Raw genomic sequence first — 22,139 nt, forward strand, 5'->3', positions numbered from 1 at the left:
GACCCGTACCCCTGATCGATGGCTCCCGGCCGCTCACCCGAGCGGCCGGGAGTCGCAGTTCGGGCGGCCGGCACGGACTCCACGTCGGAGGGTGAGGGCGTATCGTGTGCTGGCTGCGCCGCCTCGGGCCCTCCCGGGTGCGGCCGGCGGTGGTTACCCGGGGGAGGTCTGATGGCGCAGTTCCCGAACGCGGACTTCGGCGCGGCGACCGAAGAATTCGTCGCTTCCTGGGCGGCGGGCATCTCCGAGCGGGCCGCCCGTGCGCACGAGTTGTCCGAGCGCGTGGCGACGATGTCGGCGACCGCCGAGGGCGCGGACGGCGCGGTCCAGGTCACCGTCGCGGCGTCCGGCGCCATGACCGACCTGCGGCTCGACGACCGGGTGCTGCGCTGGCGGGCGGACGAGATCGCCGCCGAGGTGCTGGCCGTGATGCGCCGGGCCCAGGGCCGGTTGGCGCCGCAGGTGGCCGAGGCGGCCGCCGAGACCGTGGGCGCCGACTCCGAGACCGCCCGCGCCGTCGTGGGCAGCTACGAGTCGCGCTTCCCGGAGGTGCCCGAGGAGGACGAACAGGGGTACGGCTCGTGGGGTGACCGTGGGCGCTGAGGCAGCCGGCTTCGAGGTCACCACGGCGGCGGTGACCACCCACGCCCGATCCGTCGACCGGATCTCCACGGGGATCGGCGTCGCACACGACGCGGCGGCGTACGTGCGGATGGGTGCCGACGCGTACGGGCACCTGCCCGTCTGTCAGGCGCTCCCCTTCCTGCTGGACTTCCTCCAGGGCCCGGCCACCGAGGCGCTCGCGGCGGCGCAGGAGGCGTTGCACAGCGCGGCCGGGGCGCTCGACGAGACGGTGGACGCCTACCACGACACCGACGCGACGATCTCCGCTTCTCTCGGGCAGATGCACCGGTGAGCACCGACGTGGCGAACCCGCTGATCGCCGCCCGGCAGGACACCACCACCTCGTACAGCGGCCTCGGTCTCGTCGAGAGCCTGGTCGACCTGCGCAACGGCATCGAGAGCGGCTCCTGGGTCGACCTGACCATCGGCGGCTTCGGTACGTCCATGGAGGTGCTGGCGACCTGCGTCGACCCGATCGGGTCGATCGTCTCGTGGGGCGTGGCCTGGCTCATCGAGCACGTCAAGCCACTCTCGGACGCCCTCGACTGGCTGGCCGGCGACCCGGACCAGATCACCGCGTACGCGCAGACGTGGCACAACGTCTCCCGGCAGGTCGGCGACCAGGCCACCGCCCTGTCCGAGGCGGTCCGTACCGAGATCGCCACCTGGACGGGCCCCGCGTCCGAGGCGTACCGCCGCTACAGCGACCAGCACCTGCGTCACCTCGCCGGCCTGGCGGACGCCACCAATCTGATCGGCACCGTCGTCGAGGGCGCGGGCCTGCTGGTGGCGCTGGTCCGGGAACTGGTCCGGGACCTCATCGCCGACTTCGTCTCGGTCCTCGCCGTCCGGCTGTGGGTGTGGCTCGCCGAGGCCGGCCTGACCCTGGGCGCGGCCACTCCCCTGGTCGCCGCGCAGGTCTCCTCGCTCGTCGCCAAGTGGGCCGCCAAGGTTTCCGGGCTCCTCACGGCGCTGGCCCGCAGCGTCAGTCGCCTGCGCCCGATCCTCTCCAAGCTGGGCGAACTGCTCGACGCTCTGCGCACGGCGTTGCGGGGCCTCCGGCGTACCCCGGGCGGATCGCGCTCCACCGACATGCCGGCCCCCGGTCCGGGCGCGCGCGGCTACACCGACCCGGCGGGCGGCGGCCAGCCGCCGCCGCGGGCCCGGCAGGACGACTGGCCACCCGACGTCGACAGCGGGCCAGGGCCGGGCGGCGGCGGGCCGGGCGGCGGCGGGCCAGGCGGTGGCGGACCGGGCAGCAGCGGGCCGGGCAGCAGCGGGCCGGGCCACGACGGCGGCACGTCGCACGACGGTGGTACGTCCCACGGTGGTGAAGAGCCGACGGACCCCGACGGGAGCGCCGCACCCGACTCCGGCTCCAACGCCGATCCGCTGATGCCCGATCATGCGAGCGAGGCCGAGTTGCGGCTGCTCGGCAGGGAGGTGCACAGCATGACCGAACTCGACCCCGGCGGACACGTCAACGACGCGTACGACGTCACGTTCACCGACGGTACGCACGGCGTCTACAAGCCGAACGTGCCGGAGAACGAGTTCGTCCAGGTGCGTTCCACCATCCCGGAGAACGAGTTGGCCGCGCGTGAGGTCGCCGCCTCGCGCCTGGACGAGGATCTGGGCTTCGGCCTGGTGCCGACGACGGCGCGCTGGGACGGGCCGCACGGGGCCGGGTCGATGCAGGAGTTCGTGGAGAACGCGAGCCCGGGCCGCCCCACCAACGCCTACTCGACCGCCGAGAGTGAACGGATGGCGGTCCTCGACTACATCAGCGGCAACACCGACCGGCACATGGGTAACTACCTGACCGGGCCCGACGGTCGCCTGGTCGCGATCGACCACGGTTACTCGTTCCCCGAGTCGAACGCCGAGCCGTTGCGATCGGACTTCGTGACACAGCAGATGAACCGGCCGTTGAGCCCGGAGACGATGGCCCGGCTCCAGGACACCGACCCGGCGGTGCTGGCCGACCGGCTGCGCGGCACCGGCCTGAGTGAGCCGGCGTTGTCCGGTGCGATGGACCGCTTCAACGAGATCCGTGCCCGGGGCACGATCACGGGCGAGGCGTGGAACGCCTTCCGCCCGCCGAGCCCGTGGTGAGTGAGCCGTGGTGAACCAGGAGGCAGGCATGACCGAGCAGGCGGCGACCAGGGTGGCGCTGTACACGTTCGCCCAGCACACCAATCGTCGGGTGGCCGAGTTCAACTGGCAGCCCGGCCAACCGGTGTCGCTGACCGTCCTCGATCCGGAGTGGGGTGCGCTCGCACAGGACTTCTACGACAACGGCGTGCCGGTCGGCGCGCAGCGGGTGTCGCCGGAGGCCGGCCCGGAGTTCATGCGCGCGCTGCTGCAACGGTTCCGCATGAGCTACTACAAGTTCGTGGACGAGAGCGCCTGACCCGCGCCCTCCCCGGCGGCTTCGCGGCCCTTTTCGTATCCTGGGCCGGGGCGAGCGAGCCGCGATCCAGCGGTGCAGCGACCGAAGCCGTACCGGAGAGGGGCGACCACAGCATGACGGCGGTACCGAACCAGCGGGCGACCGCCGTACGGTCCTCGGACGCCGGGCAGGCGGCGCAGGACGATCTGCGGACGCTGTTCGGGCAGTCCATCGCGGTGTTCGCATCCCTTGTGGGGCCCACGCACGTGGTGGAGGCGGCGAACCCGGCGTTCTTCGCCGCCATCGGTTCGGAACGCGCGCGTACCGGGATCACGGTCGCCGAGCTGCTGCCCGAGTTGGCCGGTCAGGGCTTCCTCGACCTGCTGGACGAGGTCTACCGCACGGGCGAGCCGTACACCGGTCGGGACGCCCGGATCGTGCTGGGTGTCGGGCCGCACGCGCGGGAGGCGTTCTTCGACTTCACCTACGAGCCGCGCCGCGACACCGACGGCACGGTGACCGGCATCCGGGTGATCGGCGTGGAGATCACCCAGGTCAAGCACGCCCAGCGGTTGATGGCCGAGCACCGCGCGCTGCTGGAGCAGATCGCCCGTCAGGCGCCGCTGACCGAGGTGCTGGACGGGATGGCCCGCTGTATCGAGGATCTGACGCCCGAGCAGGTACTCGTCTCCGTGCTGCTCGCCGACGCGGACGGCCGGCACCTGCGGCACGGGGCCGCGCCGAGCCTGCCCGAGTTCTACAACCAGGCCATCGACGGGATCGCCACCGGCGAGGGTGTCGGCTCGTGCGGCACCGCCGCGTACCGGCGGGAGCCGGTCATCGTCACCGACATCGACACCGACCCCTTCTGGGCGGACTTTCGGGATCTGGCCGGGCGGGCCGGTCTCGCCGCCTGCTGGTCGATGCCGATCCTGGCCCGCGACGGCGGCCTGTTGGGCACCTTCGCCATGTACCACCGCACGCCGCGCGTCCCGCAGGACACCGATCTGGCCCTGGCCCGGGTCTTCGCCGACACCGCGGCCCTGGCCATCGAACGTCACCACGTCGAGCAGGCGAAGACGGCCGCCGAGGCGCGCGCCAGGGCAGCCCACGAGGAGCTGGCCAGGGCGGTACGCGCGGAGCGGCAGTTGCGCGCCGAGGCGGAGCAGCGCGCGGCGGCCGCCGCCGAGCTCACCGAGCGGATGCGTAACGCCGCGGCCGCCCAGGCCGCCCGACCGCATCCGGAGCACTGCCAGCTCGGCGGGGTCCAGGGCTGCTCCGCGCCCGCCCGGATCAAGATCGCCGATTCGTGGGGCGACTCGGCCTGGGGCTGCGACACGCACGTGGAGGAGGCCATCCTCAACGTGCGGTCGGTGTTCATCGCCAGCGAGGAGCTCGGCGGCCTCGCCGCGTACCTCAACCGCTGACCGCCCCGGCGCGACGGCCGGTCAGGCCGCGACGGCCGCCCGGACGTCGTCGTTGGCCTCGCGCAGCCGTGCCGCGGCCTCCTCGGCGGTGCAGTGCGCGAGCAGCAGCACGATGGCCGTCTTGGCGTGGCCGTCCGCCGCGGCCAGCGCCCCCGCGGCCGTGTCGAGATCGGTGTCGGCGGCCTCGGCGACGATGCGACGCGCCCGGTCGACGAGCTTGGCGTTGGTGGCGTTCATGTCCACCATCAGGTTGCCGTAGACCTTGCCGAGCCGGGCCATGGTCGCGGTCGAGAGCATGTTGCAGACGAGCTTCTCGGCGGTGCCGGCCTTGAGCCGGGTCGAGCCGGTGAGCACCTCGGGGCCGGTGGGCACCTCGATGGCGACGTCCGCGTGCCGGCTGACCACCGCGTCGGTGTTGCAGGCGACGGAGACGGTGCTCGCCCCGCGCGCGCGGGCGTGCGCCAACCCACCCACCACATACGGGGTACGACCGCTGGCCGCGAGCCCCACCACGGTGTCGCGGTCGCTGACGCCGATCGCGTCGAGATCGGCGACGGCACGGGCCGGGTCGTCCTCCGCGCCCTCGACTGCGACGCCGAACGCGCCCGCCCCGCCGGCGAGCAGACCGACGACCCGCTCGGGCGGCGTACCGAAGGTCGGCGGGCACTCGACGGCGTCGAGCATGCCGATCCGGCCGCTGGTACCGGCGCCCAGGTAGATCAACCGGCCGCCTCGGCGCAGCGATGTCACGACGACGTCGACGGCGGCCGCGATGTCCGGCACGGCCCGGCGGACGGCGTCCGCGACCGTGTGGTCCTCGTCGTTCATGGCGAGGAGCATCTCGGTGGGCGACATGCGGTCGAGGTCGGTGGTCTTGTCGTTGCGGGTCTCGGTGCCGAGGGTGCTGAGGTCCACGGGGTGTTCGTTCCTCTCGCTGGTGACTCAGTCGTCGACCGGGCGAGTGCTCCCTGGACCAGTTCGGCGACGCGCGCCAGATCGTTGAGAATCCGCCGGCAACGCACCGTTTGGGCCTCGCGTCCGCCCCGCATCGGCAGGCTGAGACCACAGCGTAACCAGACCGGACGGGCACTGGCAAAAAGTTTCGGGTTAGTGTGGGCCAACGTCACTTATTGACAACCCCGCTGGTTGGGAGTGAACCGTGCGTCAACTCGACCTTGTCGTGATCGTGCTGTACCTCGTGGTGATCGCCGCCGTCGGACTACGCCTGTCCGGTAAACAGAAGTCGTCCAAGGACTACTTCGTGGGCGAGGGAAAACTGCCCTGGTGGACCGTCTCGTTCTCCGTGGTCGCCACCGAGACCAGCGTCCTGACCGTGATCAGCGTGCCCGGCGGCGCGTACAGCAGTCAGGGCTTCGGCAACGTCGAACTGGCCCTCGGTTACGTGATCGGCCGCGTGATCGTGGCCGCGGTGCTCATTCCGCTCTACAAGCGGGGTGGCTTCGTCAGCGCCTACCAGTACCTCGGTGAGCGGTTCGGCCTGAAACTCCAGGGCCTGGCGTCGATCACCTTCGTCTTCACCCGCCTGCTCGCCGAGGGCGTACGACTGTTCGCCTCGGCCATCCCGATCAAGCTGCTCCTCGACGAGTTCGGGTTGAACGTCGGCTACCAGGCGATCATCATCGTGCTGACGCTGATCACGGTGGTCTACACCTACCTCGGTGGCATCAAGGCGGTCATCTGGACCGACGCCATCCAGATGGGCCTGTACCTCGGCGGGGCGATCCTGGCCATCGCGGTGCTCAGCCACGCCATCGGGTTCGACGGCTACTCGCAGGCGTTGGACGCCGGCAAGTTCCAGCTCTTCGACACCAACTTCGACCTCGCGCACGTGCTCACCAGCCCGTTCGCCCTGCCGACCGCGATCATCGGTGGCGCCATCTTCGCGATGGCCAGCCACGGCTCGGACCAGCTCATCGTCCAGCGCATCCTGTCGACCCGGACGCTGCGCGAGGGCCAGTTGGCGATGGTCTCCTCGGGCATCTTCGTGGTCATCCAGTTCGCGGCGTTCTCGCTGGTCGGCGCGTTGCTGTGGTCGTACAACAAGGGCCAGACCTTCAAGGAGCTGGGCCTGAACAGCACCGACAACCTGTACCCGAACTTCATCCTGCACGCCCTGCCGGTGGGCATCTCGGGTCTGCTGGTCGCCGGCATCCTCGGCGCGGCGATGGGGTCGCTGTCGTCGGCGCTGAACTCGATGTCGAACTCCACCGTCGCCGACTTCATCCACAGCTTCTTCAAGAAGGTCCCGTCGGACGACACCATGCTCCGGCTCGCCCGGGTGATGACCCTGGTCTGGGCGGTGTTCATGGCGATCTTCGCCTGCGCGTTCAGTTCCAGCACCGGGAACGTCTACCTGACCGGTCTGACCATCGCCGGCTACACCTACGGGGCGCTGCTCGGCGCGTTCCTGCTCGGCCGCCTCGTGAAGCGGGCCAACCAGGTCGACGCGGTGATCGCCTTCCTCGTCACGATCGCGGTGATGACCTACATCGTCCGCTACGTCAAGATCGATGTGACGACGGCCGGCACCACCACCGCGACCGCCATCGCCGCCCAGTGGCTGGTGCCGATCGGCGTCCTGATCACCCTGGCCGTCGGCGTGGTGTCGAGCTGGTTCCACCCGGCCCCGACGCCGTACGACCACAGCCGCGTCGACGATGACGACGAGACGACGGCGGCACCCGTGGGCCGGGCATGAAGGAGACCGCCATGCGCGTGATCGGCCTGATGTCCGGCACCTCCTACGACGGCATCGAAGCCGCCGCCGCCGAGTTCGAGCTGAACGGCGACACCCTGCGGATGCGCCCGCTGGGCCGGCTCAGCCACCCGTACCCGGACGAGCTGCGTGCCCGGATCGCCGCCGCCCTGCCACCCGCGCCGACCACCACCGAGGCGATCTGCGTGCTGGACACCGGCATCGGCCAGGCGTTCGCCGAGGCCGGCACGCGAGCCCTCGCCGAGCTGTGCGAGGGGCGGGCCGACCTGGTCGTCTCGCACGGCCAGACCATGCACCACTGGGTCGAGGGCGGCGTGGTCCGGGGCACCCTCCAACTGGGTCAGCCGGCCTGGATCGCCGAGGCCACCGGACTTCCGGTCGTGGCCGATCTGCGCAGCCGGGACGTCGCGGCCGGCGGCCAGGGCGCGCCGCTGGTCGCCCTCTTCGACACGCTGCTGCTGCGCGGTCTGCCGGGCATCCCGGCCGCCCTCAACCTGGGCGGGATCGCCAACATCACGGTCGTCGCGCCGGACGGCGACCCTCTCGCGTTCGACACCGGGCCGGCCAACGCGCTCCTCGACGCCGCCGTACGCCACTTCAGCGGCGGCGTCGAGGAGTACGACCGGGACGGACGCGGGGCAGCCGCCGGGCAGGTCAGCCCGGAACTGCTGCGGCGGCTGCTCGACGAGTCGTACTACCGGCTGCCCGGCCCGAAGAGCACCGGCAAGGAGCTGTTCCACCTGCCGTACCTGCTCGCCGCCCTGGCCGACGTGCCCACCCCGGATCCGCGGGACGTGCTGGCCACGCTCACCCGGCTGACGGCGGTCACGGTGGCCGACGCCTGCCGGGCGCACGGCGTCACCCGGCTCGTGGTCTCGGGCGGCGGGGCGCACAACCCGACGCTGATGGGCATGCTCGTCGACGAGCTGCCCGGCGTCGACCTGACGTCCAGCGACGAGGTGGGTGTCCCGTCGGACGCCAAGGAGGCGCTGGCGTTCGCGCTGCTGGGCTACCTGACCGTGCACGGGCTGCCGGGCACCCTGCCCTCGGGCACCGGCGCGCGGCACGCCTCGGTGCTCGGCAGCATCACCCCCGGCCGCGAGCCGCTGCGGCTGCCCGCGCCCGGCGGCACCGCCCCGACCAGGCTGCTGATCGTCGCGTCCGACTGACCGCCCTTTCCGGGAGGAGCCGTCCAATGAGCACCGTCGTACCCGCGCCGACCGCCGCCGGCGTCCGCGCCCGCGAGGTCGCCGACCTGCTGCGCTCCCGCCTCGACGATCCGAGCCGGGCCAGCGCCGAGCTGCCCCGGCGGCTCGCGGCGGCGCACGATGCCTCGCCATACCTGTTCGAGCCGCAGGCGGTGGTCCGCGCCGCCTCAGCGGCCGAGGTGGGCGCGCTGATGGCCGGCGCGCGGGAGGCCGGGGTGCCGCTGACCCTGCGCGGCGGCGGCACCAGCCTCGCCGGGCAGGCCGGCGGCGCAGGCGTCCTGGTCGACGTGCGCACCGACTGGCGCGACGCCGAGGTGCTCGACGACGGGCGGCGCATCCGGCTCCAACCGGGGCTGACGATCCGGCAGGCCAACGCCCGGCTGGCCCGCTACGGCCGTCGGCTCGGCCCGGACCCGGCCAGCGAGGCCGCCTGCACGGTGGGCGGCATGGTGGCCAACAACTCCAGCGGGATGACCTGCGGCACCACCGACAACGCGTACCGCACGATGGAGTCGCTGCGTTTCGTGCTGCCGTCCGGCACGGTCGTCGACTCCGCCGCCCGCGACGCCGACGAGCGGCTGCGGGCCGCCGAACCCGAGCTGCACGCCGGGCTGCTGCGGCTGCGCGACCGGGTGCGGTCCGACCCCGGCTCGCGGGCCACCGTCGAGCGGCTGTTCGCGATGAAGAACACCATGGGGTACGGGCTGAACTCGCTGCTCGACCACAGCAGCCCGGTCGACATGCTCGCCCACCTGATGATCGGCAGCGAGGGCACGCTCGGCTTCGTGGCCGAGGCGGTCTTCCGCACCGTCGAGATCCACCCGCATGCCGCCACCGGGCTGCTCATCCTGCCCGGTCTCACCGACGCCACCGACGCGCTGCCCGCCCTGCTCGCCGCCGGCGCGCGTACCGCCGAGCTGCTGGACGCGGCTGCGCTGCGGGTCAGCCAGCGCGACCCCGGCGCGAGCGCGACCCTGCGCGGGCTGGCCGTCACCGGTCACGCGGCGCTGCTGGTGGAGTTCGCCGAGGACAGCGCGGAGCACCTGGCCACGACGCTCGCCGACGCCCGGGCAGTGCTCGACCGGCTGCCCGCCGTCACCGGCACCGAGCTGACCCGTGACCCGCGCGAGCGGGCCAAGCTCTGGCACCTGCGCAAGGGCCTCTACACGGCGGTCGCCGGGGCCCGCCCACCCGGTACCACGGCCCTGCTGGAGGACATCGCGGTGCCGATGCCCCGCCTCACCGGCACCTGCGACGGCCTGATCGACCTGTTCGAGCGGCACGGGTACGCCGACGCGGTGATCTTCGGACACGCCCGCGACGGCAACCTGCACTTCATGCTCACCCAGTCCTTCGACACGCCGGCCGAGGTCGAGCGCTACGCGCGGTTCACCGACGACATGGTCGATCTCGTGCTTGCCGAGGGCGGCACCCTCAAGGCCGAACACGGCACCGGCCGGGCCATGGCGCCCTTCGTCCGCCGGCAGTACGGCGACGAGCTGTACGACGTCATGCGCGAACTCAAGCGGCTGTGCGACCCGACCGGCCTGCTCAACCCGGGTGTGCTGCTCAACGACGACCCGAGCGTGCACCTGCGGCAGCTCAAGGCCGTCCCGACGGTCGACGAGGAGTTGGACGCCTGCGTGGAGTGCGGCTACTGCGAGCCGGTCTGCCCCACCGCCGACGTCACCACCACGCCCCGGCAGCGCATCGTGCTGCAACGGCAGATCGCCCTCGCCACCGCCGCCGGTGACGAGGAGCGCCGCCGGGAGTTGATCGACGACTACGCGTACGCGGCGGTGGACTCCTGCGCCGCCGACAGCCTCTGCGTCACCGCCTGCCCGGTCGGCATCGACACCGGGGCGGCCATGAAGCGGCTGCGCGCCGAGCGGCACAGCCCCCGCGCCCAGCGCACCGCAGCCGGTGTCGCGCGGCACTGGAAGGCCGCCGTGACCGGCGTCCGGGTCGGGCTGAACGCCGCGCACGTCACCCCGACACCGGTGGTCCGCGCCGCCACCGGGATGATCCGGTCCCTCGGCGGCACCGAACTCGTACCACAGTGGAGCGACGACATCCCCCGGGCGGGAGCGTCCCGTCCGACGCCGCGCAGCGCGCCGCACGCCCAGGCGGTGTTCTTCGCGGCGTGCATCGGCAGCGTCTTCGCGGCCCAGGACGGTCCGTCCGGCGGCTCGGCGGCGGCGTTCCTGCGCCTGTGCGAGCTGGCCGGGATGCCGGTGGTCGTACCGGCGGGCACGGCGGGTCTGTGCTGCGGGACGCCGTGGCAGTCCAAGGGCTACCCGGCCGGGCACCGCGAGATGGCCGAGCGCACCCTGGCCGTGCTCTGGGCCGCCAGCGACCAGGGCCGGCTGCCCGTCGTCTGCGACGCGTCGTCCTGCACCCACGGCCTCACCCAGTTGACCGCCGCGCTCGCCGTGAAGGACCGGGCGCGGTACGCCGGGCTGCGCTTCGTCGACAGCGTCACCTTCACCGCGCAGCACCTGCTGCCGGCGCTGCCCGAGGCCCGGCGACTCGGTTCGCTCGCGCTGCACCCCACCTGCTCGACCGTGCACCTCGACGGCGTCGACGACCTGCACACGGTGGCCCGGGCGGTCGCCGACACGGTGACCGTGCCGGACAGTTGGGGCTGTTGCGCCTTCGCGGGTGACCGGGGACTGCTGCACCCCGAGGTCACTGCCGGCGCGACCGCCGCCCAGGCCGCCGAGGTCAACGAGCGCCAGCACGACGCGTACGCGTCCTGCAACCGCACCTGCGAGATGGGCATGAGTCGGGCCACCGGGCAGCCGTACCGGCACGTGCTGGAGGTGCTCGCCGAGGCGGTCGAGCCGCCGGCCTAGCTGCCGGCCGTCGACGTCCGTGCGGTGTGCGCGCGGCGCAGCAGCGCGGCGGCGAGCAGACCACCGGCCAGTACCGCGGCGGCGCCGACCAGTTGCCCGGTCTCCAGCGCGGAGGCGAAGGCGCTGGTCACGGCGGCCCGCTGCGGTCCCTCCCGGGCGGCGGCGAGCGCCGCCGGGAACGAGTCCGCGCCGGCCAGCGCGGCGGGCAGCAGCGCCGCGAACCGAGCGTTCAGAACCGCGCCGAGTACGGCGATGCCGAGGCTGCTGCCGACCTCGGTCATGGTCCCGTCCACGCCGGCGCCGGCGCCGGCCTTCTCGGCCGGGATCGCGCTCATCACCGCCTCCACGATGGCCGGGTTGGCCAGTGCGCAGCCGACGCCCATGACGAGCAGGCCGGCGAGCAGCACCCCGTACCCGGCGTCGGACAGCAGGGTCACCGCCGCGAGGCCGGCCGCGAGCAGGGTCATGCCGACGGCGATGGCGGCGGCCAGCCCGAGACGGCGGATCACGGCGGCCGCCACCCCACTGACGTTGAGCAGCACGATGGACAGTGCGAAGGGAGCCATCCGAAGGCCCGCCTCCCAGGCCGGATAGCCACGAACGAACTGGAGGTGCTGGGTCAGCAGGAACAGCGCGCCGGTCGCCCCGAAGGTGACCAGGACGACCCCGGACACCGCGCCGACGAACTGCCGGTTGCGGAAGAAGTGCATGTCCAGCATGGGGTGGGCGATCCGCCGCTCCCAGCGGACGAACCAGCCGAGCAGGAGTACGCCGACAACGGCCGTGCCGACCACCTCGGTCGAGGCCCAGCCCCGTTCCGGCCCGGCGATGATCGCGAAGACGACCGCGGTCAGCCCCGCGGTGGAGAGCGCGGCACCCCACCCGTCGAGACGGCCTCCGGCCGTGCCGCGGGACTCGGGGACGAGTGCCCGCCCGACCAGCAGGCAGACCAGCACGATGGGGACGTTCAGCAGGAAGATGGCGCCCCACGGCAGGTGGGCCAGGATGGTGCCACCGATCGGCGGGCCGACCGCGAAGCCGAACGCGCTGGTGGCGGCCCAGATGCCGATGGCCCGGGAGCGTTCGGGACCGTCGAAGACCTGCATCGCCACCGCGAGCGTCGACGTGACCAGCAGCGCCCCGCCGACGCCCATCCCCGCCCGTGCGGCGATCAACTGACCGCTGCTGCTCGCGAGGCCCGCCGCCAGCGAGCCGAGTCCGAACAGGACGAGCCCGGCGAGCAGCATCCGGCGTCGGCCGTACCGGTCCGCGGCCGCGCCGGCCGTGAGCAGCAGCCCCGACAGGGCCAGGGCGTACGCGTTGATCATCCACTGCGCGTCGGCGGTGCTGGCGCCCAGCTCGCTGGTGAGCACGGGCACCGCCACGGTCAGCACCGTGTTGTCCAGCACCACGACGAGTTGGGCGACGCAGAGCACGGCCAGGACGAGCCAGCGGTGTGGTGGTCGTACCGACGCCGTGGGTACGGCGACCGGCTGGGTGAGCGTCACACCGCCGCCCGTACGCCGGTCGAACCGCGCCCGGTCGCCGGCTCGGCGGCGGCGTGGGGTGCGCGCGGGAACCGACGCTGGTGCGCCAGACCGAGGGCGACCCCGGCGGCCACCAGCACGACGGCGGCGACCGCCACCGGCGGATAGCCGACCCGGTCCGCGGCCGCCAGCCCCACCGAGGAGGCCACGAACGAGCACACCAGGCCGAACGACGACAGGACGGTGAAGTCGGTGCCACCGGTTCCCGGCCGCGAGTAGTCCATGTTCACCGTGTAGAGCACGACGTTGGCGATCGTGTAGGCCACCATGAAGCAGCAGAGCGCGGTGACGGTCCCGCCCAGTGGGGCACGGCCGTTGAGCAACGGCAGCAGCATGGTCGTCGACACCACGAGGGCCACCCCGCCGACCACGAGCATGGTGCCGCGACCGAACCGACCGACGCCGAACCCGGCGACCAGCCCGGCCACGATGGCCGGCGCGCTGGTCACCACACCGGTCACCACCCCGATCCGGCCCAACGACCATCCCGCGTCCACCAGGGCGGGCGTGACCAGCGCGTACGCCATGCCCGCGCCGACGTAGACCAGTGGCACGACGCCGAAGGTCCACCGCCGGCAGCCGGGCTGGCCGAACACCGACAGCAGCGCCCGGTAGGCGGTACCGACGCGGTCGACCCGATCGGTACGGGTCGGCTCGGAGAACCGCCACACCACCAGCAGCCCGACCGCGGTCATCGCGGCCAGCAGGCCGACCGCCGGCACCCAGCCGAACCGGTCGTAGACCAGTACGCAGGCGCCGCCGCCGAGCAGGTTGCCGAGGTAGCTCGCCGCCACCTGGATGCCGTTGCCGGTCCCCCGGTCCGCGTCGTGGAGCATCCGCACGGCGACGGCGTCCACGGCGATGTCCTGGGTGGCGGAGAAGAAGACGTACGCGGCGCAGATGGCGATGACCGGACCGAGCGCGTCGGCCGGACGGGGAAATGGCAGCAGGGCCAACAGGGCCAGCACCAGGGCGCTCTGGAGGACGAGCAACCAGGACCGGTAGTGGCCGTGGCGACGGGAGCCGTACCGGTCGAGGATCGGCGCCCAGAGGAACTTGACGGGCCAGATCACGCCGACGACCTGGAGCAGCGCGAGGGTGTCCAGCGAGGTGCCGCCGTCGCGCAGGATGGCGGTCAGTCCGACGGTGATGAAGCCGATGCCGAGGTACTGGGTGACGTACAGCGCGGTGAGGGTGCCGAGCCGGCCTCTCACGGGGCTCTCCAGTAGCCGAGCGAGGTCAGCCGGTCCTTGTCCACGCCCAACGTCCGGCGGATGTGCCGGGTTATGCCCCGGGTGGTGGCCGCCTCGCAGGCGACCCAGTAGTGGGCCGCGTCGTTGGCCGGCAGATCGGAGCGGACGGTGTCGACGAGGTGTTGGCCGTCGGGGTCCCGGGGCACCCAGGTCACGTCGTGGTGTGCCCGGGCGCGCGGCGCGAGGGCCTTCTCGCCCTCGTGGGCGTACTCGAGCCAGATCGTCGCCGGAATGTCGGCGCCGGCGTCGAGCAGGCTGTTGACCGCCGGCAGGGAGGCCGCGTCGCCGACGAGGTAGAGGTGCTCCGGCGCGGGGTCGGGCAGCGCGAAGGCGCTGCCCTGCACGGTGGCGACGATGGTGTCGCCCACCCGCGCCGAGGTCGCCCAGCGGGCGGCGCAGCCGTCGTGGATGGCGAATTCGAGACTGAACCGGCCGGTGGCCGGGTCGGGGTCGACAAGCGTGTACGCCCGCTGGTGCGCCCGCCCGTCGTTGTCGAACCACAGTCGGACCCACATCGTGGGGTGGACGCCGCACGCCGCCAGCAGGCCGCCGTCGTCCAGGAGCAGCCGCTGGTAGTGCCCGTCCACCGACTCGGTGGCCCGCACCGTCAACTCAAAGTCCCGGCCTCCCATGGCCTTGAGGACCAGGGCTTCCCAGTTCCGCTTCACGCACCCCTCCAGGTAAGGCGAACCTTCGTTAGGGCAGGCTAACCTACCTTCGCCGCAGGCGGAACGCGTGTCCCCCTCGCGCCACCCCAGCCCGCAGTAGTAAAGGAGCACGACATGACATACCAGGAGAAGATCACCGGCCTCGGCGAGTTCACGCTGACACCCGTGGCACCCGACCGGGACGCGGCGCTCCTGCACCGCTGGGTCACGCTGCCCCGGAACTCGTTCTGGGGCATGGGGACACACACCCTCGACCAGGTTCGCGAGATCTACACCTTCGTCGACGGCCTGCCCACGCACCACGCGTACCTGATCCGCGTCGACGGGGAGCCGGTCGGCCTGTTCCAGACCTACCAGCCCGAGGCGGACCCGGTCGGCGAGCGGTACGTCGTACAGCCCGGCGACGTCGGGATGCACCTGCTGCTCAGCCCGGCCCGGCACCTCGCCCGTGGCCTCACCGACGCGGTCGGTCCAGCCCTGGCGCGGTTCCTGTTCCGCGATCCGGCCGCGCGGCGGATCGTCGTCGAGCCGGACATCCGGAACCACCTCGCGCTGCGCCGCCTGGAGATCGAGGGGTTCACCTTCGACGCCGAGATCGACCTGCCGGACAAGCGCGCCCAGCTCGCGTTCCTCACCCGGTCCCGCTTCGAGGCCGACCACCCGACCGCCTGACCACCGGATCAGCGATTCGCGCTGAGGAAGCCGATCAGTGTCGCGGCCCACCAGCCGAGCTGAGAGGTGAGTGCGGCGGCGACGCCGGGCAGCAGAGCGGACCAGCGCGGGCCGTCCTGAACGGCGACGAGTCGATCCCGTACCCGGCCGAGGAAGAGCCCGTTGACGCCGACCACGAGCACCGCGACCAGCTTGACCCACACCAGCGCGGAGGACGTGTCCGGTCCCAACGCCGCGCCGCTCACCACGAGGCCGACGAGGCCCAGCCAGATGAGCGGGTGAGCCGCCCGTGCCGCGTTCAGCACGGCCTCGAGCGGTTCGCGACGCAGCAGCCAGCGCAGGCTGAACCAGTCCACCGTCAACACCGCGCCGAAGCCCACCACCAGGCAGGTCAGGTGGCAGAAGAGGGCGAGCATCCGCCCGCCCGGGGAGAGGGTGACGTGCGGCGCGGCGAGGATCGCGAGCAGCCACCCCAGGCCCACCAACGCACTCGCCCGGACCAGGGTGGCGTTACCCGTGGCCCGGCGGTGCCCACCGCGCCAGCCCGCCGTCGGTGTGGTCGCGGCACCCCGGCGGGGTGACCCTGCCCCACCGGTACGGCCTCTCCGGACGCTGTCCGCGTACCCGGTCGTCCCGGCACGATGGGCAGCCCGCGACACTCGCGCCGGACCGCCGACGGTGTCGTACAGGTCAGTGGTCCGCATCGCCGGTCGAACCGGGGCGACCGGCCAGAGCGCTCAGCTCGGCGGCCCGCGTCGCCTGGATCCGGCCGGCGAGCGCCCGCGCCTCCGGGCTGCCCCCGGCGTTCTGCTCGCCCCGGCACAGCACCACCGTCTGCTCGAGATGCGCCCGGAGCAGACCCACCGCCCGGGACGGCACCTCGGTGTCGGGGGCGGCGCGCAGCTCGGCGAGACGGTCGTCCGTCACCATGCCGGGCATCTGGTGCCCCTCGTGGATGTTCTGTTCGGGGACGTTGCCGGCGGCCAGCAGACGCCGCAGCTCCGACGCCTCGGCCCGGTGCGCCGTCCGGATGTCACCGAGGATGGCGCGCAGCGCGGGGTCGGTGGCCGACGGACGGGTGTCGACGTGGTCGATCAGCGCGAGGACACCCTCGTCCATCGGGAGCAGCAGTTGGATGAAGGCGTCGTCGGTGCCGTTGAGCAGCACCGACGCGGTCGGTGCGGGAGCTGCCGACGCGGGAGCGGCGGGTTGGTCGGTGCGGCTCGCGTTCCAGGTCAGACCGACGGCCAGCGTCGTCGCGGCCAGGGTCACGGCGACGCCGGCGATCCGCCAGGCGGGGGTCTTGAGCGCGGAACCGGTCATCAGCGCGCGGCCTGGAACGCGCGGCCGACAGCCGTCGCCTTGGAACCGTCGCTGAACAACCCGGACTTGTCCTTGTCGGTCGCGGGCAGGCCGAACCAGGCGTACCGCTGCACGTAGGAGAGTTGGCCGAGCATGCTGGTGGCTGCGGTGAGGAAGGCGGCCTGCTGCTCCTGAGTGGGGAACACCTGCCCCCCGCCGTCGTAGCGGATCAGCGCGAACTCGGTCAGCCAGATCGGCTTCTTGTACCGCTGGTAGACGGCTTGCAGGTACTGCCGGAGCTGGTCCACGGCCGCGGCCGTCGTGAAGTCACCGCCGTACCAGTGCAGGGCGATGAAGTCGACGCGGTGACCCCGGGCCTGGGCGCCGGCCATGAACCTGCCCAGCCAACCCTGCGGATCCGCGCCGCCCCAGGCGACCGCCGGACTGCTCAGTTTGCTGCCGGTCGCCATCAGTTGCGGCCACAGGTCCAGCGCCTGGTCGACGGTCATGTTGGCCTGCTCGGGCAGGTCCGGCTCGTTGAAGCCGAGCAGGTACGGTCCGGCGGCCCGGGCCCGGGCCAGCTCTCCGGCGTTGACGTTCTCCGCGCTGCGGATCATGGGAACGAACGCCGCCCCCTTGGGAGTGGTGATGCCGGGATGCTGGGTACCCCAGGTGTAGTACCAACCGGCCTTCGAGTTGGCCAACGCCTGACTCGCGCCCGCGAAGTTCCACACCCCGACGCCCTTGCGCGCGGAGCTGACCGCCGGCACCACCGGCGCCTTCGAGGGCGACGGACGAACGCTCGGTGACGGCGCCTTGCTCGGCGAGGCGACGACAGTGGGCGAGGCGGGCGGCGCTGCGGCCCAGGAGGGCGCGGCCGGTGGCGCGGCGGCCGGATCAGCCGGCAGGAGCACCACCAACGCGGTGACCGCGGTGACCGCCACCGCCACCGAAGCCGCGAGGGACGGCAGCAGGCCACTGGGCGCGTGCGCCGCCAGGCCGGCGACCTTCGCCGACGACCCGACGGTCGGTGCGACGGTCATGGGCGCGGTCGCCTGCGGGATGTGGGCGCTGAGACCGGCCGGCAACGGCAGCAGCGACATCCCCGCGAGCAGCCGGTCGATCGGCAGGAAGGCGGCGCCCAGGTGACCGCAGAACGCACAGTCACGGACGTGTCGGCCCAACCGCTTGCGCCACAGCGGGCTCGGGTTGCCGTCCCACTCGGCCGTCACGGCGTGCAGGTCCGGACACCCGGGTCGTTCGTGCAGCGCGCGGACGACCCCACGGGCGCTCTGGATCTGCTCCTTCATCCGGTGGATGCGGACCGCGACGTGCCCCGGCGACAGATTCGCCGCCTCGGCGATCTCGGTACGCGTCAGCTCGCCGGTCTCCTCCAACCACCACAGCGACAGCAGTTCCTGGTCGTCGGGATCGAGCCACCGGGTGGCCTCGGCGACCTCACGTCGCTGGTCGGTGAGGCCGAGCCGGAGGATCGTCATCCCGGCGAAGTCGGAGGCGGGGTCGGGCACGTTGTGGATCGCGTCCAGCCCGGCGTCCCGGTTGAGGGCGAGCCGTCGGCGCTGGTCCCAGTCGCGTACCTGTCGGATGGTGATCGCCACCAGCCAGGACCGGTACGCCGCCGGGTCGTTGAGGGTGGGCAGGTGCCGGATCACCCGTACCAGGGTCTCCTGGACGATGTCGTCGACGTCGGCGTGACCGCGCAGCGCACGCCCGACGATGTTGTAGACCAGCGGAAGCGAGGCCGCCACGAGGTCGTCGAGGGCGCGCCGGTCGCCCTGTCGCGCCGCGACGACCAACCCGGGATCGGCAACTGCCCGACCGGCTGACGACATGGGTTCCACTCCTTGTGCGCTCGGTCCGAACAGCGCCTGTGCGCGCTGACCGCCTCCTGATCGGAGACGAGCGGTGGCAGGTCACATTACGGTTTTCTGCTCGGACCGGACACCGGCCGCGGGCGTCGGGCGTGATCTGTCCGACTCACCCTGCCGGGTCCGGCCGACACCGTTACGGTCGAGGCTGCGGTAAGCGGGTGCGGTGCGCAAGGACGGGGATGGGGCATGACGGTTCAGATCGATCTCGCCGGTAGGACCGCGCTGGTCACCGGCTCGACCCAGGGCATCGGCGCGGCCATCACGGTCGGGCTCGCCCGGGCGGGGGCGCGGGTGGCCGTGAATGGCCGTACCGCCGCCAGCGTGGAGCGGGCGGTGAAGGCCCTGCGCGACGAGGTCCCCGGCGCGGAGGTCGTCGAGGTGGACGCGGACGTGTCGACCGACGAGGGTACGGCTCGCACCCTCGACCTGCTGCCCAGCGTCGACATCCTGGTCAACAACCTCGGCATCTTCGGCCCGACCGAGCCGTTGGAGATCTCGGACGACGAGTGGCGTCGCTACTTCGAGGTGAACGTGCTGGCCGGTGTCCGGCTGACCCGCGCCTACCTGCCGGCGATGATGGACCGCGGTTGGGGACGGGTGCAGTACATCGCCAGCGACTCGGCCGTCGTCATCCCCGCCGAGATGATCCACTACGGCGTCTCGAAGACCGCCCTGCTCGGCGTCTCGCGCGGGTTCGCGAAGGCCGCGGCCGGCACCGGCGTGACCGTCAACTCGGTGCTCGCCGGGCCGACCCATACCGGCGGCGTGGAGGACCTCGTCGCCGATCTCGTGGGCGACAGCCTCCCGTGGGAGGAGGCCCAGCGGGAGTTCATGCGGCTGCACCGGCCGCAGTCGCTGCTCCAGCGGCTCATCGAGCCGGAGGAGATCGCCAACATGGTCACGTACCTCGCCTCTCCGCTCGCCTCCGCGACGACGGGCGCGGCGGTCCGGGTCGACGGCGGCTACGTCGACGCCATCGTGCCGTAACGGCTGCCGGACGCTCAGAACTGGACGACGTGGCCCACCCGTGGGGGCGTACGACCGGCGAGGACGTCGAGCCAGGCGTCCCGCAGCGCCTCCGGACCGTGGCCGACCCGCACGTCGAGCCATCCGCTCACCTTCGGGACGAACCGCTGCCAGGCGTCGGTGAACCGCGCGTCGAGCCCGTCGCGCCCCCAGTCCCTACTGCGCTTGCGCATCTGCACGGGCGCGAAGAAGACCTCCCCGGCAGCGTCGGCGTTGGGCGTCTGGGTGGTGAGCCCGACGGCGATGTCCCGGACGAGCCGGTCGCCGAGGTGTGCGCGGAGCGCGGCCCGGGTCGTGGGCGCGCCGGACAGGTCGAGGTACGCGGTGTCGACCACGTCCAGGGTGTCGATCGCGTCGTACGGGACGACCTCGTCGTAGCAGCCCAGTGACCGCGTGAACGCGACGTTGCCGGGCGAGGTGAGCCCGATCAGGCGCGCGCCGCGGTCGTGCAGTTCGCACGCGGCGGCGTACGCCGTCTTGCTCGACGCCGACGACAGCACCAGCGACCGCGCGCCGTAGAAGTCGTTGTCGACGACCTGGTCGGCCAGCATGAAGGAGGTGAAGAAGAGCGGCCGGAACAGGATCAGCAGATCCTCCTGCTCGGCCTGGTAGGCCGGGTCGCCGCTGGTCGCCCGGTACGCGTTGTACGGCGAGGGCAGATCGGCGCGGTGCGGGCTCGCGTCGCGGAACCCGGACGCGTCCACCCGGTCCGGCCGGACCACCAGGTGGGCGGCGGACGGTAGGTAGCCGTAGACCCGTTGGCCCACCTCGACGTCGGCGACCGTCGACGCGACCACCTCGGCGAATCCCCACAGCGGCACGAGCCCCCACTGTGCGTCGAGCCCGCGCGGGCCGGGCGGGAAGAACTCCCAGTAGCGCATCGCCTCGCCCAGCACCGCGTAGGTCACGTTGTTGGCGGTGAGGCCGACCCGGTCGACGCGCAGCAGCGCCGCGCCATCGGGCAGCTCGGGCACGTCGCCGTCGGCGAGCGTGGTCCGGGAGAGATCGTCACGGGCCACGGCGAAGGTCCACGAATCAGCCATGGTGTGACGCTAGACAGCCTCCGAATCTCAGACAAGTGCACTGGGAGTGCAAAATCCCACTCGGCGGTCAGAGGTGGGGCGCGGTGACGTGGCGCAGGTGCCCCAGCGGCAGGTGCGGCGGCTGCCACTCCAGGATCAGGGCCGTGGCGTCGTCGTCGAGCTGCTCGTCCTGGTACGCGAGGACGGCACGCACCAGGCGGCGCATCGTCTCCGGGCTGGGCAGCCGGTCGTTGAGGGCACGGTTGACGAAGTCGACGAGCCGGTCCAGCCCGAACCGCTCCCCGTCGGCACTGCGCGCTTCGGTGATGCCGTCGGTGTAGGCGAGGAGGCGATCACCCGGGTGCAGCTCCTCCTCGTACACCCGGGGCCTCTTCTCCGACAGGTGACCGAGACCGAGCGGCAGCGCGGTCGGCCCCGGCAGCTCCCGGATCGCCTTGCCGTCGCGCAGCAGCATGGCGCCGGGGTGCCCGGCGTTGATGAGCCTGAGCCGGCCGGTCCGCCGGTCCAGTTCGGCGAGCAGCGCGGTCGCGAAGTAGCTCGGGTGCTCCGAGCGCACCCACCGGTCGATGCTGATGGCCGTGTCGACGAGGTCGAGGCCGGTTCGGCGAGCGTTGCGGTACGCGCTGACCACCAACGACGCCAGGCTGCTCGCCCTGATGCCGTGCCCACAGGTGTCGAAGAGCCCGATGCTGAGCACGTCGCCGTTCAGCGCGTAGTCGAAGATGTCCCCGCCGACGTCGTAGCACGGTTCGAGGATCGCGGTGACCACCAGATCGTCGGTCGCGAAGGTCAGCGGCGGCAGCAGTCCCCACACGATCTCGGCGGCGACCTGCATCGGCAGGCGGCGGCGCATCCGCTCGACGACGTCGCCGTAGCGCCGGCGGTTCACCAGGACCTGGGCGACGTTGACCGCCAACTCCCAGGCGGGCCCGTCCAACTCCGGGTCACCGGCGGCCGGCGAGACGACCTCCAGGACACCGAGGCGCTCACAGCCGAGCAGCAGAGGCACCCAGAACCGGTCCGGGGCTTCGGCGGCTCGCTGCACGTCGAGGGTCGTGAACGCCCGTCCGGCCAGGGTCGTCTCGATCGTCAACTCGTCCCGGGTCAGACCGGCACCGAGCATGGGCACGAGGCAGGACTGCGTGTAGTCCGCCAGGTAGATCACGATCTCGGTGGCGCCGATCGCCGGCGCCGCCCGGGTGACGAGGAGCGACAGCTCGTCCGGCCCACCTCGGGGTGCGTTGAGCTGTAGCCAACGCGCCGCGTCGCCAGCGTCGACCACGCTCCACCTCCCCGTGTCCTGACCACCCTAGAAGCCCGGCAGCGAACTGCCAATGTGCGCCTGACCTCGCCCGACCTTCGGCCCTTCATACTTTCGGCTAGTAATAACTCGCACTTTCGGGTAGCGTCGGGGCCGACATGTGAACGACATGACGCGGTGGCGAGGCCCGGGTTGTGGACCCTCCTCGACAGCGCATCCGTCCGTCCATGCG

General features: G+C 72.3%; 19 protein-coding genes. 10 read left to right on the top strand and 9 right to left on the bottom strand.

Annotated features, from left to right (window positions below; all coding sequences use genetic code 11):
• The first annotated feature begins 171 nt into the window (after positions 1-171).
• The 5 genes from ACIA3K_RS13740 (at position 172) to ACIA3K_RS13760 (ending at position 4,443) form a co-directional block, all read left to right on the top strand.
• The gene (locus tag ACIA3K_RS13740) at positions 172-603 is read left to right on the top strand and encodes a YbaB/EbfC family nucleoid-associated protein (protein ID WP_396801171.1); all 432 of its coding nucleotides are present in this window, start codon (positions 172-174) and stop codon (positions 601-603) included.
• Complete coding sequence (locus tag ACIA3K_RS13745) at positions 593-916, top strand: hypothetical protein (RefSeq protein WP_396801172.1); 324 nt, start codon at positions 593-595, stop codon at positions 914-916. Before ACIA3K_RS13740 ends, ACIA3K_RS13745 begins: the two co-directional genes overlap by 11 nt.
• Positions 913-2,739, top strand: a complete 1,827-nt coding sequence (locus tag ACIA3K_RS13750) for a hypothetical protein (RefSeq protein WP_396801174.1) — start codon at positions 913-915, stop codon at positions 2,737-2,739. The genes ACIA3K_RS13745 and ACIA3K_RS13750 overlap by 4 nt, the downstream gene beginning before the upstream one ends.
• Before the next feature lie 28 nt (positions 2,740-2,767).
• Entirely contained in the window at positions 2,768-3,037 is a 270-nt protein-coding gene (locus tag ACIA3K_RS13755) for a hypothetical protein (RefSeq protein ID WP_396801175.1), read from the top strand.
• 113 nt (positions 3,038-3,150) lie between these two features.
• Entirely contained in the window at positions 3,151-4,443 is a 1,293-nt protein-coding gene (locus tag ACIA3K_RS13760; protein ID WP_396801176.1) for a GAF domain-containing protein, read from the top strand.
• A gap of 21 nt (positions 4,444-4,464) precedes the next feature.
• On the opposite strand, the gene murQ is transcribed toward ACIA3K_RS13760, so the two are convergent.
• Positions 4,465-5,358 carry an N-acetylmuramic acid 6-phosphate etherase gene (murQ, locus tag ACIA3K_RS13765; RefSeq protein WP_396801177.1) on the bottom strand — a complete coding sequence of 298 codons (894 nt, stop codon included), beginning with the start codon at positions 5,356-5,358 and terminating at the stop codon, positions 4,465-4,467.
• Between the two features lie 244 nt (positions 5,359-5,602).
• On the opposite strand from murQ, the gene ACIA3K_RS13770 reads away from it, so the two are divergent.
• The 3 genes from ACIA3K_RS13770 to ACIA3K_RS13780 are packed head-to-tail and all read left to right on the top strand — an operon-like array spanning position 5,603 to position 11,243.
• Positions 5,603-7,162, top strand: coding sequence for a sodium:solute symporter (locus ACIA3K_RS13770; RefSeq protein WP_396801179.1), 1,560 nt, complete (start codon positions 5,603-5,605; stop codon positions 7,160-7,162).
• 11 nt (positions 7,163-7,173) lie between these two features.
• Positions 7,174-8,349, top strand: coding sequence for an anhydro-N-acetylmuramic acid kinase (locus ACIA3K_RS13775; RefSeq protein WP_396801180.1), 1,176 nt, complete (start codon positions 7,174-7,176; stop codon positions 8,347-8,349).
• A gap of 26 nt (positions 8,350-8,375) precedes the next feature.
• Entirely contained in the window at positions 8,376-11,243 is a 2,868-nt protein-coding gene (locus tag ACIA3K_RS13780) for an FAD-binding and (Fe-S)-binding domain-containing protein (protein ID WP_396801181.1), read from the top strand.
• Here the strand turns inward: ACIA3K_RS13780 and ACIA3K_RS13785 are convergent.
• Genes ACIA3K_RS13785 through ACIA3K_RS13795 form a run of 3 tightly spaced genes read right to left on the bottom strand, consistent with a single transcriptional unit; the run spans position 11,240 to position 14,711 of the window.
• Positions 11,240-12,751: an MFS transporter gene (locus ACIA3K_RS13785; protein ID WP_396801182.1), complete on the bottom strand. Its 1,512-nt coding sequence runs from the start codon at positions 12,749-12,751 to the stop codon at positions 11,240-11,242. The two genes, ACIA3K_RS13780 and ACIA3K_RS13785, sit on opposite strands and share 4 nt — an antisense overlap.
• Positions 12,748-14,004, bottom strand: coding sequence for an MFS transporter (locus ACIA3K_RS13790; RefSeq protein ID WP_396801183.1), 1,257 nt, complete (start codon positions 14,002-14,004; stop codon positions 12,748-12,750). Before ACIA3K_RS13790 ends, ACIA3K_RS13785 begins: the two co-directional genes overlap by 4 nt.
• Positions 14,001-14,711 carry a siderophore-interacting protein gene (locus ACIA3K_RS13795; protein WP_396801184.1) on the bottom strand — a complete coding sequence of 237 codons (711 nt, stop codon included), beginning with the start codon at positions 14,709-14,711 and terminating at the stop codon, positions 14,001-14,003. Before ACIA3K_RS13795 ends, ACIA3K_RS13790 begins: the two co-directional genes overlap by 4 nt.
• Positions 14,712-14,825: 114 nt before the next feature.
• Between ACIA3K_RS13795 and ACIA3K_RS13800 the strand changes: the two genes are divergently transcribed.
• A complete protein-coding gene (locus tag ACIA3K_RS13800) occupies positions 14,826-15,383 on the top strand; it encodes a GNAT family N-acetyltransferase (RefSeq protein ID WP_396801185.1) in 558 nt (185 codons plus the stop codon).
• Positions 15,384-15,391: 8 nt separating this feature from the next.
• Here ACIA3K_RS13800 and ACIA3K_RS13805 read toward each other — a convergent pair whose 3' ends face one another.
• Genes ACIA3K_RS13805 through ACIA3K_RS13815 form a run of 3 tightly spaced genes read right to left on the bottom strand, consistent with a single transcriptional unit; the run spans position 15,392 to position 18,538 of the window.
• Positions 15,392-16,087: a hypothetical protein gene (locus tag ACIA3K_RS13805; protein WP_396801186.1), complete on the bottom strand. Its 696-nt coding sequence runs from the start codon at positions 16,085-16,087 to the stop codon at positions 15,392-15,394.
• Positions 16,074-16,706, bottom strand: a complete 633-nt coding sequence (locus ACIA3K_RS13810) for a DUF305 domain-containing protein (RefSeq protein WP_396801187.1) — start codon at positions 16,704-16,706, stop codon at positions 16,074-16,076. The genes ACIA3K_RS13805 and ACIA3K_RS13810 overlap by 14 nt, the downstream gene beginning before the upstream one ends.
• Positions 16,706-18,538: a sigma-70 family RNA polymerase sigma factor gene (locus tag ACIA3K_RS13815; protein ID WP_396801188.1), complete on the bottom strand. Its 1,833-nt coding sequence runs from the start codon at positions 18,536-18,538 to the stop codon at positions 16,706-16,708. Before ACIA3K_RS13815 ends, ACIA3K_RS13810 begins: the two co-directional genes overlap by 1 nt.
• Before the next feature lie 225 nt (positions 18,539-18,763).
• On the opposite strand from ACIA3K_RS13815, the gene ACIA3K_RS13820 reads away from it, so the two are divergent.
• Positions 18,764-19,564 (top strand): SDR family NAD(P)-dependent oxidoreductase, encoded by an 801-nt coding sequence (locus tag ACIA3K_RS13820; protein WP_396801189.1) that lies wholly within the window; start codon positions 18,764-18,766, stop codon positions 19,562-19,564.
• A 14-nt stretch (positions 19,565-19,578) separates the two neighbouring features.
• Here the strand turns inward: ACIA3K_RS13820 and ACIA3K_RS13825 are convergent, their stop codons facing one another.
• Both ACIA3K_RS13825 and ACIA3K_RS13830 read right to left on the bottom strand, forming a co-directional pair.
• On the bottom strand, positions 19,579-20,646 hold the full coding sequence (locus tag ACIA3K_RS13825) for a DUF2855 family protein (RefSeq protein WP_396801191.1): 1,068 nt from the start codon (positions 20,644-20,646) through the stop codon (positions 19,579-19,581).
• Positions 20,647-20,713: 67 nt separating this feature from the next.
• Positions 20,714-21,928 carry a PP2C family protein-serine/threonine phosphatase gene (locus ACIA3K_RS13830; protein ID WP_396801192.1) on the bottom strand — a complete coding sequence of 405 codons (1,215 nt, stop codon included), beginning with the start codon at positions 21,926-21,928 and terminating at the stop codon, positions 20,714-20,716.
• Between the last annotated feature and the right edge of the window lie 211 nt (positions 21,929-22,139).

Origin of the sequence: Micromonospora sp. NPDC051543 (assembly GCF_044454415.1) — a bacterium.
Lineage (GTDB): Bacteria > Actinomycetota > Actinomycetes > Mycobacteriales > Micromonosporaceae > Micromonospora.